General features: G+C 42.0%; 14 protein-coding genes and 1 other RNA gene. 14 read left to right on the top strand and 1 reads right to left on the bottom strand.

What is annotated here, in order from left to right; translation table 11 throughout:
• Window positions 1-134: 134 nt before the first annotated feature.
• The 6 genes from secG to ACQYAC_RS09705 all read left to right on the top strand — a co-directional run bounded on the left by secG (window position 135) and on the right by ACQYAC_RS09705 (window position 5,200).
• Window positions 135-368, top strand: coding sequence for a preprotein translocase subunit SecG (gene secG, locus ACQYAC_RS09730; RefSeq protein ID WP_003212746.1), 234 nt, complete (start codon window positions 135-137; stop codon window positions 366-368).
• A 124-nt stretch (window positions 369-492) separates the two neighbouring features.
• The gene (locus tag ACQYAC_RS09725; protein ID WP_058013671.1) at window positions 493-1,239 is read left to right on the top strand and encodes an alpha/beta hydrolase; all 747 of its coding nucleotides are present in this window, start codon (window positions 493-495) and stop codon (window positions 1,237-1,239) included.
• Window positions 1,240-1,258: 19 nt separating this feature from the next.
• A complete protein-coding gene (rnr, locus tag ACQYAC_RS09720) occupies window positions 1,259-3,601 on the top strand; it encodes a ribonuclease R (protein WP_429943192.1) in 2,343 nt (780 codons plus the stop codon).
• A gap of 139 nt (window positions 3,602-3,740) precedes the next feature.
• Window positions 3,741-4,211, top strand: a complete 471-nt coding sequence (gene smpB / locus ACQYAC_RS09715; RefSeq protein ID WP_003213153.1) for an SsrA-binding protein SmpB — start codon at window positions 3,741-3,743, stop codon at window positions 4,209-4,211.
• A 174-nt stretch (window positions 4,212-4,385) separates the two neighbouring features.
• Window positions 4,386-4,747: a transfer-messenger RNA gene (ssrA, locus tag ACQYAC_RS09710) on the top strand.
• A 225-nt stretch (window positions 4,748-4,972) separates the two neighbouring features.
• Complete coding sequence (locus tag ACQYAC_RS09705) at window positions 4,973-5,200, top strand: hypothetical protein (RefSeq protein WP_429943191.1); 228 nt, start codon at window positions 4,973-4,975, stop codon at window positions 5,198-5,200.
• 322 nt (window positions 5,201-5,522) lie between these two features.
• Here ACQYAC_RS09705 and ACQYAC_RS09700 read toward each other — a convergent pair whose 3' ends face one another.
• Window positions 5,523-5,762, bottom strand: a complete 240-nt coding sequence (locus tag ACQYAC_RS09700; protein WP_268497561.1) for a hypothetical protein — start codon at window positions 5,760-5,762, stop codon at window positions 5,523-5,525.
• Between the two features lie 247 nt (window positions 5,763-6,009).
• Here ACQYAC_RS09700 and ACQYAC_RS09695 point away from each other — a divergent pair, with 247 nt between their 5' ends.
• The 8 genes from ACQYAC_RS09695 (at window position 6,010) to aspA (ending at window position 14,587) form a co-directional block, all read left to right on the top strand.
• Window positions 6,010-7,602 (top strand): histidine kinase N-terminal 7TM domain-containing diguanylate cyclase, encoded by a 1,593-nt coding sequence (locus ACQYAC_RS09695; protein ID WP_429943190.1) that lies wholly within the window; start codon window positions 6,010-6,012, stop codon window positions 7,600-7,602.
• A 280-nt stretch (window positions 7,603-7,882) separates the two neighbouring features.
• Window positions 7,883-8,338 carry a DUF6376 family protein gene (locus ACQYAC_RS09690; protein WP_268497564.1) on the top strand — a complete coding sequence of 152 codons (456 nt, stop codon included), beginning with the start codon at window positions 7,883-7,885 and terminating at the stop codon, window positions 8,336-8,338.
• A gap of 100 nt (window positions 8,339-8,438) precedes the next feature.
• A complete protein-coding gene (locus tag ACQYAC_RS09685; protein WP_061409635.1) occupies window positions 8,439-8,744 on the top strand; it encodes a metal-sensing transcriptional repressor in 306 nt (101 codons plus the stop codon).
• 73 nt (window positions 8,745-8,817) lie between these two features.
• Window positions 8,818-9,024 carry a copper chaperone CopZ gene (gene copZ / locus ACQYAC_RS09680; protein ID WP_012011271.1) on the top strand — a complete coding sequence of 69 codons (207 nt, stop codon included), beginning with the start codon at window positions 8,818-8,820 and terminating at the stop codon, window positions 9,022-9,024.
• A gap of 80 nt (window positions 9,025-9,104) precedes the next feature.
• Window positions 9,105-11,540, top strand: coding sequence for a heavy metal translocating P-type ATPase (locus tag ACQYAC_RS09675; RefSeq protein WP_429943189.1), 2,436 nt, complete (start codon window positions 9,105-9,107; stop codon window positions 11,538-11,540).
• Entirely contained in the window at window positions 11,537-11,671 is a 135-nt protein-coding gene (locus ACQYAC_RS09670) for a hypothetical protein (protein WP_257474600.1), read from the top strand. The genes ACQYAC_RS09675 and ACQYAC_RS09670 overlap by 4 nt, the downstream gene beginning before the upstream one ends.
• 176 nt (window positions 11,672-11,847) lie before the next feature.
• Entirely contained in the window at window positions 11,848-13,125 is a 1,278-nt protein-coding gene (locus ACQYAC_RS09665; RefSeq protein WP_429943188.1) for a cation:dicarboxylate symporter family transporter, read from the top strand.
• A 16-nt stretch (window positions 13,126-13,141) separates the two neighbouring features.
• Window positions 13,142-14,587: an aspartate ammonia-lyase gene (gene aspA, locus ACQYAC_RS09660; RefSeq protein WP_429943187.1), complete on the top strand. Its 1,446-nt coding sequence runs from the start codon at window positions 13,142-13,144 to the stop codon at window positions 14,585-14,587.
• The last annotated feature ends 17 nt before the right edge of the window (window positions 14,588-14,604 follow it).

The raw sequence follows: 14,604 nt of genomic DNA, 5'->3' as shown, positions 1-14,604 counted from the left end.
TGGAATGAAATTGAATCAAAATAACGAATAAAGTCGAGAATATAGAGGGAATCTTTATTTTGATGTTTCGTGACATGCACCTTGTTTTCATGTAAAATAAAGTTATGTGTACCAGTTTGTCTGGAGGTGTTTTCATGCACGCATTTGTTATTACATTACTCGTAATTGTCAGTATCGCACTTATCATCGTTGTATTGTTACAATCTAGTAAAAGTGCTGGACTGTCAGGCGCTATTTCAGGTGGAGCCGAGCAACTTTTCGGTAAGCAAAAAGCGAGAGGTCTTGACTTGATACTTCACCGTTTAACGGTTATTTTGTCAGTGCTTTTCTTCATTTTAACACTTGCATTGGCATATTTAGGCGTGTAAAGCGCGAGTAACAGAAGGTCTGATCTTTTTTCAGACCTTTTTTTATTATCAGCACTCTTTTGTGTTTGTTTCATACATACAAGTGGAAAATATAAACCATATCAGAAGGAAAGGAAGTCACATCATGAAAGTTGTTACACCAAAACCATTTACGTTTAAAGGTGGAGAAAAGGCAGTGCTTCTTCTTCACGGTTTTACTGGGAATACAGCCGATGTTCGAATGCTGGGTCGTTATTTGAACGAAAGAGGGTATACGTGTCATGCACCACAATATAAAGGACACGGTGTGCCGCCAGAAGAGCTTGTCCATTTTGGACCGGATGACTGGTGGAAGGATGTACAAGAAGGCTATCAATTCTTAAAGGATGAAGGCTATGAGGAAATCGCGGTTTGCGGCCTATCCCTCGGAGGAGTTTTTTCATTGAAATTAGGTTACACTGTACCTGTAAAGGGAATTGTACCTATGTGTGCACCTATGTACATAAAAAGTGAAGAAGTCATGTACCAGGGTGTACTAGAATATGCCCGTAACTATAAGAAATTCGAGGGTAAGACAGAGGACCAAATTGAACAGGAAATGGAAGAGTTCAAGAAAACGCCAATGGATACACTTAAGAGCCTGCAAGAACTCATTGCAGATGTTAGAAACAATGTCGACATGATTTATTCACCTACTTTTGTTGTTCAGGCACGTCACGATCATATGATTAATACAGACAGTGCGAATATCATTTACAACGAAGTAGAGACAGATCAAAAGCATTTGACATGGTATGAAGAATCAGGCCATGCGATCACGCTTGATAAAGAGCGCGAGAAGGTTCATCAGGATGTATATGCATTCCTAGAATCACTTGATTGGTCAATTTAAATATATAGGGGGTTAGAGTGTGCAAAAAGAAGAATTTATGAATGAACTACTCGCTTTTATGAAAGATGAAGCGTATAAACCGTTAACCGTTCAAGAGCTGGAAGTGATGATGGAGATTACCAATCCAGATGATTATAAAGAGCTCGTCAAAGCACTTGTAATGCTGGAAGATCAAGGACTCATCGTTCGCACGCGCAGCGACCGCTACGGTGTACCAGAAAAAATGAACTTGGTAAAAGGAAAGCTGTCTGCTCATGCAAAAGGCTTTGCATTTGTGACACCAGAAGAGTTTGGACAGGATGATATTTTCATTCCGCCTAATGAGCTAGGCACAGCGATGAATGGTGATACGGTCATGGTTCGTGTCAGCCACAAATCAAACGGCACAAAAAAAGAAGGAACGGTCATCCGAATTCTGGAGCGTAATACTCAGACGGTTGTCGGTACCTACACAGAAACGAAAAGCTTTGGCTTTGTCATTCCTGATGATAAAAAAATCACAACCGATATCTTCATTCCGAAATCCGCTAAAAATGGAGCGGTCGAAGGGCATAAAGTGGTCGTGACGCTGACTAGCTACCCAGAAGGAAGAATGAGTGCAGAGGGCGAAGTGACTGAAATCCTCGGTCATAAAAATGACCCTGGCATTGATATACTATCAATCATTCATAAACACGGCCTGCCAGGGGAGTTCCCAGAAGAAGCGCTCCAGCAGGCAGTAGACACACCTGAAACGATTGATGAAAAAGACCTCGAAGGCAGACGTGACTTGCGCAACGAAACGATTGTCACCATTGATGGAGCAGATGCGAAGGACTTAGATGATGCCGTTACGGTGCAAAAGCTGGATGATGGCAAATATAAGCTAGGGGTGCATATTGCAGATGTCTCTCATTATGTCACTGAGAACTCCCCGATTGATCAGGAAGCTTATGAGCGTGGAACGAGTGTGTATCTCGTAGACCGCGTTATTCCGATGATCCCGCACCGCCTGTCAAACGGTATTTGCTCATTGAATCCGAAGGTCGATCGTCTCACACTGTCTTGTGAAATGGTCATTGATCGAAATGGAAAGGTCGTCAAACACGAGATTTTCCAAAGTGTGATCAAAACGACGGAAAGAATGACCTATACTGATGTGAATAAGATTTTAGTCGATCAAGACGAAGAGCTTATAGACAAATACGAGCCGCTCGTCCCAATGTTTCAAGAGATGGAGAAGCTTGCAGAGATCCTTCGCGAAAAACGGATGGAGCGCGGAGCAGTAGACTTTGACTTCAAGGAAGCAAAAGTACTTGTAGATGATGAAGGCGCAGCAAAAGACGTTGTCGTTCGCGAGCGTTCAGTCGCAGAGAAATTAATTGAAGAATTCATGCTTGTTGCTAACGAAACAGTTGCAGAGCATTTCCACTGGTTAAATGTACCTTTCATCTATCGAATTCACGAAGAACCAAATCCTGAGAAGCTTCAGCGCTTTTTAGAGTTCGTGACAACGTTTGGTTACATTGTGAAAGGAACGTCGACAAACATCCACCCGCGTGCACTTCAAAGTGTACTTGATGCTGTGAGAGATCAACCAGAAGAAGTTGTGATACAAACTGTGATGCTTCGTTCGATGAAACAGGCGAAATATGATCCAGAAAGCATCGGCCATTTTGGTTTATCAACGGAATTCTATACACATTTCACATCACCGATCCGCCGTTATCCGGATTTAATCGTGCATAGACTGATTAGAACCTATTTGATTCAGAAGAAGACAGACGAAGCAACCCTAGAAAAGTGGGGCCAGCTGCTTCCTGAAATTGCAGATCATGCGTCTACAATGGAGCGCCGCTCAGTCGATGCAGAGCGTGAAACAGATGATCTCAAGAAGGCAGAATTTATGCTTGATAAAATCGGTGAAGAGTTTGATGGCATGATTAGTTCAGTGACGAACTTCGGACTATTTGTTGAACTGCCGAATACAATTGAAGGTCTTGTCCATGTCAGTTACATGACCGACGACTACTATCGCTTTGATGAGCAGCACTTTGCCATGATCGGTGAACGCACAGGAAATGTCTACCGTATCGGTGATGAAATCACAGTCAAAGTGGTGAATGTCAATAAAGATGAGCACTCGATTGATTTTGAAATCGTCGGCATGAAAGGCACCCGCCGAAAATCGCCAAAAGATTTTAAGTTTAAAAAACGAACGGATTCACCAGCGAAAAAAGGGCGCGGAGGTCAAAATGCCTCTGGTGATAAAGCCAAAGAGGATAAAGGCGGAAGTGACTGGTTCACAGGCCGTAAAAAGAAGAAAAAGAAAAAACGTGTATTTGATAACGCGCCAAAACAAAAGCGTAAAAAGAAAAAGTAACGTGACAAAAAGCAAATAGGGCATCACGCTCTATTTGCTTTTTGACCACATAGCGTCAGCGTTGTCTAAAGCTGGATTGTTTGATAAAATAATCCGTACGATTTGGACCGTGTTTGTGTCAAAAGGAGGGTGTACGCCAATGCCAAAGGGAGAGGGAAAGGTTGTTTCCCAAAACAAAAAAGCAAATCATGACTATTTTATAGAAGAAACATATGAAGCCGGCCTTGTGTTACAAGGAACTGAAATCAAATCGATTCGTGCAGGAAAAGTGAATTTAAAAGATTCCTTTGCCAAAATCGAGCGGGGAGAAGTGTTTCTTCACAACATGCACGTGAGCCCATACGAGCAGGGGAACCGTTATAACCATGATCCGCTGAGAACGAGAAAGCTGCTGCTTCATCGCAAGCAAATCAGCAAATTGATTGGTGCGACAAAGGAAGAAGGCTACTCACTCGTACCGCTGAAACTCTATTTAAAAAATGGCTTCGCCAAAGTGTTGATCGGAATTGGTAAAGGGAAAAAGAAATACGATAAACGTGAAGATCTAAAGAAAAAAGATGCAAAACGCGAAATCGACCGTGCCTTCCGTGATCGTCAAAAGCAATTCTAGCCTGATGCAGATGGCTTGCTGAGAGCGGAAGCATTATGCTACAATATGTTATGCAGTAAACAATCACCGCTTTTCTTACAGAAACCACCAGTTGTTTCAAGCGATGAGATTGTTATAATAGTTATATACGGAAGCAGTTAAGCTGAACTTCCATCCCGTATATCCCTTTTACAAGGGGACGTTACGGATTCGACAGGGGCGGTTCGAGCTTAGGCTGCGAGCCGAGAGGCGATCTCGTTAACACGCACTAAATGTAACTGGCAAAACTAAAAGTTTTAACCAAAACTTAGCACTAGCTGCCTAATAAGCGCAGCGAGCTCTTCCTGACATCGCCTATGTGTCTGTGAGGAGCCCAATGAAGTAGGCTACGCTTACGTTTTCGTCTGAGGACGTAAGAAGAGATCCATCAGACTAGCTCTCCAAGCGCCCGTCAGCAGGCATGCGGATGAGTGAACACCAAATATGTTGACTACGCTCGTAGACGCTTAAGTAATCGATGTCTCTGGACGTGGGTTCGACTCCCACCGTCTCCATCAAAACTTTTAGAATGCAGTCGTATCAAGGGTTTGAAAGCCCTTGATGCGTGGGCTGGCAACATTTTGGCAACATGGTGTTCTAAACGATTGGTTAACACAAAAGGATTTTATTAAAACTTTAAGAATAAAAAAGACGCTATTTTAAGCGTCTTTTTTTTATTCCGTAGTATTATAACCTAAATTATTATTCGGAGTATCAATGAGAACTTAGCATTTGCTAAAGAGGTGTTTGCTTCTTCCTTTGGGGTTAAAGAAGTTGAAGCTGCTAAAAAGAAAAAATCATCAGGTATAAAGGTTGGTGTATTTGTTAGGTTTGCAGGTGCAGTTTTCAATGCTGTAATTGGTTTTGCTGTCGCAATTGCTCTAAATTATTTGGATATTGGAACCCAAATTGCTAAACAATTGGATAAAAGAGATAAGCGCCCTAATAATGGTTGGGTGGATATTTATTAGGAGGAATTTTGTGAAGAATATAATGAAGTATGCTGTTATGATTCTGTTTATCAGCGTATTTTTCTATTATTACAATATGTTTGTACCTAAAAATTTTCTGTACATTATCATCGCATTTCCTATTTGTCTTATTGCTATTAACATTATTGATAAGTTTTTTACTAATAAGCGATGATGAAAATAAGCAAGCTCCATGCTTGCTTATTTTGGTTATTCCCAAGAATATAACTCTATTGACCAGGTACAATTAGCTTTGACCTTTGTTGTATATTTGACTTTTTAATTTATAAAATATTAATCTAGGTTCAATTTTTTATGGTTTTCAAGAATGTTTCCTCAAAGAAGACTGCACCAATCGAAAAAATAAAGGACAAACCACAATCACTGCCATCATCATCAACAAACCATTCGATACAATTTTCACAAAAGTTGTTTGAACCACATAAACTGCGATCAGCAGTAAATAACTCACCAAAAATATCAATCCAGATGTTCTCTTCTCAAACGGCTTCTCCAAAAGAATCAGCATAAACAGCCCCGCCATTATAATCAAAAAAGTCATATACCTTGCAAGCCTCCTCTTCATTGATTTTCCAATCCCTACATTGTACAGATATTTCTCCGAACGCAACATATCTCTCCCTCAAATTAAGCAAAAAGTAGCGGAAATATAAGGTCTCTTGGACAAAAGTCGACCGAAACTTTACAAAAAACCCCCAACCAATTCAAAATCACATCTTCCCATTTGTGACTTCCTCATATATAGTAAGATTAGACTAGTTCTAAATAACTTAAATTGGGGCGTTTACATGGATTCGATTGTTTTACATTTTATTGTGATCATGAGTGTTTCTGGCATTCTGTCCGTGATATTATCAATCATTGCTCATGCGAACCGCCACCGGTATATTGGCTGTCAATTGTTTATGTACATGTCTGGAGCAACTGCGATTTATATCTTTGGGCACACGTTTGAATTATTGGCAAGTACACCTAGGGAGATTATGTTCTGGGTTTGTTTTCAATACATAGGCCTTCCGTTCATCGCGCCATTCAGTTTGATGATTGTGCTGCAATTTACGGGATTCCATCAATATTTCACAAAGCGCCGCGTGCTTCTCATCTTACTGATTCCAACTCTCACCACCATTATGGTGTTCACCAACTCTTTTCATTCACTCTTTTATCGAAGCATTACGATGAATCCAGTAGACGGATTTTTATTGGCTGACTTTACGATTGGCTATTGGTATATCATTCATGGCGTCTATACATTTGGCTGTTCGATGCTCGCTATTTTTATGCTGGTTTGGTTTTTGCATGTCACAAAAAAGGAATATCTAAAGCAGATCCTTATTTTGCTAGTGGGCATGTTACTGCCAATTACGACATCTTTTATCTATTTATTAGGTGTGACACCTCTTCATATTGACCCGGTCCCTGTGGTGATGTTTTTAACCAATGCGCTCTACTTATGGGCGATTATGTCGTTCCAGCTCTTTAAGCTCTCTCCCATTGCGATGGAGCGTGTGTTTGAGCATATGTCTGAAGGGGTTCTCATTTTAGATCGGTACCGAACACTCATCGATTACAACCCCGCTGCTGCATCGATCATTCCAGCCCTTTCTAATAAAAAGGGGATTGGTTTTAAAATAGACGATATATTCTCAGGGATCATCAAAGATAATGACTTCATTCAATGGCTGCGTTCTCCGCAGGATCATTCGCAATATGATCTAATGTTGAAAAATGAAAAAGATCATTCCAGCTATTATCACTTGACCGCATCGTCCCTATTTAATAGAAGAGGAGAGATTGAGGGCAGGCAAATTGTGATCAGTGATGTAACAGAGCAGCGTTTATTGCAGGAAGAGCTGGAGCGCCGTGCATATATTGATGGATTGACGAATATCTTCAATCGGTCTTCATTCATTGAACGAACGCAGATGATCCTAGAAGAGGATGCGCAGGATACGGCTGTTATGCTGTTTGATATTGATTTCTTTAAACAAATCAATGACACGCACGGACATCATATTGGTGACGAGGCACTGCGTCATGTTGTCACCATTTGTCAGCAGCATTTACAAATGGACGATTTATTCGGACGATATGGCGGAGAAGAGTTTGCTATTTGTCTACCGCATCATTCTTTTGAAGAGGCATGTCATATTGCGGAGCGAATTAGACATTCGTTTGAGATGAGTTTCTTTGAGAATGATGAGGAAAAAGTGCGAGTGACAGCGAGCTTTGGAATTGCTCACACAGCTTATGATCCTAATGTATTAGAAACTCTTCTATTTGAAGCAGACCAATCCTTGTATATGTCAAAACGCCAAGGACGCAACCGGATTTATGCGTCAACTGGAGCAGACTATATGCTTTATGAAGAGAAGAATTGACATGCCGCTAGCTTCTCATTGACGGTTGTCCTGACATTCGATATGATAAACATAACATTTGAACGGTTTCCTAAAAGGGGAGTAGCTTTTACGGTTTGGTCGTCATTACAGAAACATCCGTTGTTTCTCGGCTATTCCGGCATGAACAATGTTAGCCAGACCTTTGCCTATCACACATGAGGCAAAGGTCTGGCTATTTTTAAGGTCTTTTTAAGTCGGTGTGATAGGGAAGCAGAAACAAATGATGCTTTTAATCCCACGGATGAAAGGATGATCGATCTTGAAAAAATATGTGATAGCTTTCCTATTTTCCGGAACACTTGTATTAAGCGGGTGCTCCAGCTTACTTGATCAAGTCAACGATACAACGACATATGTCACTGAGGCCAATGACTATGTCACAGACATTCAGCAATTTACAGAGGACTTTCCAAAACTTGCTGAAGAAGCTGTGAAAAACGCTGCCAAAAAAGCAGAATTAACCAAGCAGTTAGAATCATTGAAGGCAGACATTCAGGCATTTAATGAAGTCAAAGCACCCCAAATAGCAGAAGACCTGCATGCACAGATCATTGAAAAAAATAAGGTGCTGTCAGAGGAAATTCAAACGTATTTACAGCAATTGAAAGTAGACAACATCGACGCTGCCGCCATGCTTGAGGATCAGCAAGGGTTGATCAAGCAGCTTCAGCAGTCCGTGAATCTATTGCAGGACATTGAACAATTAACAAACTAAAGCAAACACTATAAAGTGAATTCAGCATATCTTTGCCTTTTCCGGTGGAGATATGCTTTAATTTAAGGAAAGATAAGTCATAATGGAAAAAGGTGATCACATGACAGAACATGAAGAAAGACATATGGCTTCGCCTAGAGCCGAGAAGGAAAAAGATCAATTGATTAATCGGCTGAAACGAGTGGAAGGACAAGTGCGCGGAATTCAGCAAATGATTGAAAATGATCGTTACTGTATAGATGTTGTCAATCAAATCTCCGCAATCAATGCGGCTTTGAAAAAGGTCAGCCTTCATTTGATGGAAAAGCATACACATCACTGCGTAGCGGATGCGATTAAGAGCGGCAATGGAGATGAAGCCATTGAAGAGTTAATGACGGTTTTTACGAAACTGACAAAATCGTAGCATTTATATGTTTACAATGATACCCTACTGGGGTATAGTAAGTGTAGAAAATGATTGATGGAGGCGATGAGAAATGGAACAAGCAACACTTCAAGTGCAGGGCATGTCTTGCGGACATTGCGTGAAAGCAGTCGAAGGAAATGTAGGAGAACTAGCAGGTGTTGAATCTGTGAAAGTCCATTTAGACAAAGGAGAGGTGGAAGTTTCTTTTCACCCAGATCAAGTCACGTTGCACCGTATCTCTGATGTAATTGAAGAACAGGGATATGATGTCGTATAAATGAACATACGTGCTGCATAACAGCACGTATTTTTTTCAAAATATAATACCCCCATGGTGTATATGGAGAGGTGAGGTTAATGAAGAAGGAAATCGACTTTCAAATTACGGGGATGACCTGTGCTGCCTGTGCAGGACGCATCGAAAAGGGATTGAACAGGCTGGAAGGTGTGGAGGATGCCAATGTGAATTTGGCGCTGGAAACATCTCATATTGTGTATGAAGCAGAACAACTCACACCTGAGGAGCTAAAGCAAAAAATTCAATCCCTCGGCTACGATGTGGTGATGGAGCAAGCAGAATTTGATATAGAGGGAATGACGTGTGCAGCATGTGCCAACCGAATCGAGAAAAAAATTAATCGGATGGATGGTGTTGATCATGGATCTGTGAACTTTGCGCTGGAGACCCTTCAGGTCACATATCACCCTGACCAAACGTCTACAAGTGATATAAAGGATGCGGTTCAGTCCATTGGGTATTCTTTAATTGAACCAGCTGTAGATGAAGCAGAGGAAGGAAAGAAAGATCATCGCCAAGCAGCAATAGAGAAACAGACGGCACGCTTTTTATTTTCAATGATTCTGTCACTGCCGCTTCTTTGGGCAATGGTCAGTCATTTTTCTTTCACGTCTTTTATTTGGCTGCCTGAAGCGTTCATGAATCCTTGGGTCCAGCTGGCGTTAGCAGCGCCCGTTCAGTTCGTTGTCGGCTGGCCCTTCTATGTAGGTGCGTATAAAGCGTTACGTAATAAAAGTGCCAACATGGATGTTCTTGTCGCACTTGGGACATCAGCTGCGTTTTTCTATAGTTTATATGAAAGCATTCAGTCAGCGGTTCAAGGCACACATGAGGCAGCCCTCTATTACGAAACAAGTGCTGTACTCATTACGTTGATCGTTCTCGGAAAATTAATGGAAGCAAGAGCAAAAGGGAGATCATCAGAAGCGATTCAAAAGCTAATGGGTCTACAAGCGAAAGAAGCGGTCATCGAGCGAGATGGGAAAGAGATGACTGTTCCTATTTCTGAAGTGAAAGTGAATGATCTTGTGTTTGTCAAACCGGGAGAGAAAGTGCCGGTAGATGGAGAAATCGTGGATGGAACAACCGCAATTGATGAGTCCATGATTACGGGCGAAAGTCTGCCTGTTGATAAAACGGCTGGTGATGCGGTCATCGGGGCAACCATCAATAAAAATGGGTTTGTGAAAGTGAAAGCGACAAAGGTTGGGAAAGAGACCGCCCTTTCACAGATTATTAAAGTCGTAGAACAAGCACAGGGCTCAAAAGCACCGATTCAAAGGATGGCAGATCAAATTTCAGGGATATTCGTTCCCATTGTTGTAGGAATTGCAGTGCTCACCTTCCTGATCTGGTTTTTCTTTGTTGATCCAGGAAATGTGACAGCAGCACTTGAAACCTTTATAGCGGTCATCGTCATCGCATGTCCGTGTGCGCTTGGCCTTGCTACACCAACCTCAATTATGGCTGGGAGCGGCCGTGCAGCTGAATCAGGCATCCTGTTTAAAGGCGGGGAGCATTTAGAAGTGACTCAATCACTCGACACGGTGGTGTTAGATAAAACAGGAACTGTGACAAAAGGGGAACCGAGTCTGACAGATGTGCAGGCATATGCTAATTGGACAGAAGATGTTTTGCTTCAGTTAGTAGGATCAGCTGAACAGCAGTCGGAACACCCGCTTGCTAGAGCGATCACAGATGGAATGAAGGAACAAGGTCTTGAAGCGGTCGAGATTGAAGCCTTCCAAGCTGACCCAGGTCATGGGATTGAAGCAAAGGCAGCAGGACACAAGCTTTTGGTTGGAACGCGTAAGCTATTACAGAAACATCAAATCCCATATGATCAAGTCGAAGCATCCGTCACAACACTGGAGCAGCAAGGAAAAACGGCTATGCTTGTCGCAATTGACGGCGAATTCGCTGGTATTGTTGCGGTCGCAGATACGATCAAATCATCCTCTCCTCAAGCAATCAAGCGTCTGAAGGAGCAAGGGATTCACGTCGTGATGATGACAGGTGATAACAAGCTGACAGCAGAGGCGATTGCGAAACAGGCGGGCATTGATCATGTCATTGCTGAAGTCCTGCCTGAGGAAAAGGCTGCACACATTGCGGCGCTTCAGGAACAAGGAAAGAAAGTCGCCATGGTCGGAGATGGTATTAATGATGCCCCAGCTCTTGCGACAGCGAATATTGGGATGGCAGTTGGAACTGGGACAGATGTCGCCATGGAAGCAGCAGATATCACACTCATGACAGGAGACCTCCATGCCATTGCTGATGCACTTGTATTTAGTCAAAAAACGATGAGAAACATCAAGCAAAATCTATTTTGGGCGCTTGCTTATAATTGTATTGGGATACCGATAGCAGCTTTAGGACTTCTTGCGCCATGGCTTGCAGGAGCAGCAATGGCCTTTAGCTCCGTGTCGGTTGTATTGAATGCGCTCAGATTGCAGCGATTGAAACCGGTTAGAGAGGGAGTGGCACAATGAAACTGAATGTCAAATGGATTTGGACGATTAGTGCATTGTTCTATGTTGCTCTTGTCCTCATTGGATATGCGATGTACGATCAATTTTATCCACAACAAGATACACCAAGTGAACAAATGCAAAATCATTAGGACTTCGCCCAAAAGCGAAGTCTTTTTTTAACAATTTTGTGGAAAAACCCACCTTTTAAAAGATTTTTCATAAAAAATTCACTTCTTTTTGTTCCTTTTTGTCGTTTTTTGTAGGTTCATCGTTAAGATGCGATTAAGCAACAAAGAAAGCGTTATCAAAAAAAGGGGGTTCACGTATGAAAAAGTTAGGGTTAGCTTCTCAAATACTCATTGCACTTGTTCTGGGTGTTATCGTGGGAGCGCTGTTTTATCAAAATGAAACCGTTATTAATGTGTTAACGCCGATTGGCGATATATTCATCCATTTAATTAAAATGATCGTTCTGCCAATTGTTATTGCTGCGTTGATTGTAGCAGTGGCTGGAGTAGGGGATATGAAAACCATCGGAAGACTCGGTGGGAAAACGATTCTTTACTTCGAAATTGTGACAACGATTGCATTAGCAGTAGGACTGCTTGCAGCAAACGTTTTCCATCCTGGTACAGGAATTGACATGAGCAACATGGAAAAGGGCGATATCTCTAAATATGAAGAGACATCGAAAGCTTCTTCCGAAAAAGCAAGTTTCTCTGAAACGATTGTGCATCTAGTGCCAACAAACGTTTTCCAATCCATTGCAGAAGGTGATCTATTACCAACGATCTTCTTTACCGTCTTATTCGGATTAGGAATTGCCGCAGTAGGAGACAAAGGGAAACCAGTGTTAGGGTTCTTTGAGGGGATACTCGAAGCCATGTTCTGGGTGACCAATAAAGTGATGAAGTTTGCACCATTTGGTGTATTCGCGCTCATCAGTGTGACGGTGATCAAATTCGGGGTCGGAGCGCTTCTCCCGCTAGGTAAACTGGTACTTGTCGTTTACGGCACAATGGCATTCTTCGTGATTGTCGTACTTGGCATTATCGCAAAATTAGCTGGAACAAGCGTCTTTACACTATTTAGAGTGCTAAAAGAAGAAATCATTCTTGCATTCTCAACAGCAAGTTCAGAAGCTGTACTGCCTAGACTAATGGATAAAATGGAGAAGTTCGGCTGCCCGAAAGCGATCACGTCGTTCGTTATCCCAACAGGCTACACCTTTAACTTAGATGGAAGTGCCATCTATCAATCTATTGCCGCCATATTTGTTGCACAAATGTACGGCATGCCACTTTCCATCTATGAGCAAATTACGTTACTATTAATCTTGATGCTGACATCAAAAGGAATGGCTGGTGTACCAGGTGCATCAATCGTTGTTGTTATCACAACACTTGGTGCAATGGGACTGCCGCTTGAAGGACTTGCCTTCATCGTTGGGATCGACCGTATTCTTGACATGGTTCGTACAACTGTTAACGTATTTGGTAACTCACTTGCAGCCATTGTCATGTCTAAGTGGGAAAAAGTTTTTGATCAAGAGAAATCGAAGAAGTATATTGAGGAATTAAATCAACAAACAAAAGCAGCGTAAAAGGAGATCTTTTCAAATGACGAAGCTACAGGACAAGCAAGTTCGAATCGAACGAGACTTTCTAGGTGAAAAGGAAGTAGACACTCAAGCGTATTATGGAATTCAAACATTACGTGCAGTAGAGAACTTTCCAATTACTGGCTACCATGTTCATGAGGAACTCATCAAAGCATTAGGGATTGTCAAAAAGGCAGCCGCACTTGCAAATATGGATACAAAGCGACTATATTCTGGTCTTGGAGAAAAAATTGTTCAAGCCGCAGATGAGGTTATTGAAGGAAAATGGAACAATCAATTTATTGTCGATCCAATTCAAGGCGGGGCTGGCACTTCAATGAATATGAATGCCAATGAAGTCATTGCAAACAGAGCGCTTGAACTACTAGGAAAGGAAAAAGGCGCTTATACTGAGCTAAGTCCAAACACGCATGTGAACATGTCGCAGTCAACAAACGACGTTTTCCCAACAGCGATTCATATTTCAACATTGAATATGATTGAAAAACTACTTTATACGATGGAAAACATGCATCAAGTCATGACAGAAAAAGCACAAGAATTCGATCATGTCATCAAAATGGGACGTACGCATCTTCAGGACGCTGTTCCAATCAGACTTGGTCAAGAGTTTAATGCTTATGCAAAGGTTCTTGCTCGTGATATTAAACGTATCAAGCAGTCTAGACAGCATTTATATGAAGTCAATATGGGAGCAACAGCAGTCGGAACTGGCTTGAATGCTGATCCTAAATATATTCGCCAGGTGGTTGGCTATCTATCTGATATTAGCGGATTACCTTTAGTTGGAGCAGAAGACTTAGTCGATGCTACGCAAAATACGGATGCTTATACAGAAGTATCAGCTGCACTGAAAGTATGTATGATGAATATGTCCAAAATGGCGAACGATATTCGCTTAATGGCATCAGGTCCAAGAGCAGGCTTTGGTGAGCTTCACTTGCCGCCGAGACAGCCAGGTTCATCTATCATGCCAGGGAAAGTCAACCCAGTGATGCCTGAGGTCATGAACCAAGTGGCATTCCAAGTCATCGGAAATGACCACACGATCTGTCTTGCATCAGAGGCTGGGCAGCTTGAGCTGAACGTGATGGAGCCGGTGCTTGTGTTCAACCTGCTTCAATCTCTCAGCATTATGAAGAATGTATTTGAGTCCTTCGTAGACAACTGCTTGCGTGACCTAAAAGCAGATGAATCTAGATTAAAAGAATATGTAGAAAAGAGTGCTGGTGTCATGACGGCGGTCAATCCGCATATTGGTTATGAAGCTGCTGCACGAATTGCCAGAGAAGCGATTCTTACAGGCGTATCTGTACGTGAGCTTTGTCTGCAAAATGATGTGTTAACAGAGGAAGAGCTTGACGTCATCTTGAATCCTTTTGAAATGACCAAACCAGGTATTGCTGGCGCATCACTTTTAGAAAAGGATCGTTTAGAAGATTAAGCGGCATCATGAGAAGC

Source organism: Bacillus sp. MM09(2025), from assembly GCF_050496725.1.
In the GTDB taxonomy this organism is placed as follows: domain Bacteria; phylum Bacillota; class Bacilli; order Bacillales; family Bacillaceae; genus Bacillus; species Bacillus pumilus.
This window is presented reverse-complemented; position numbering and strand designations above follow the sequence as displayed.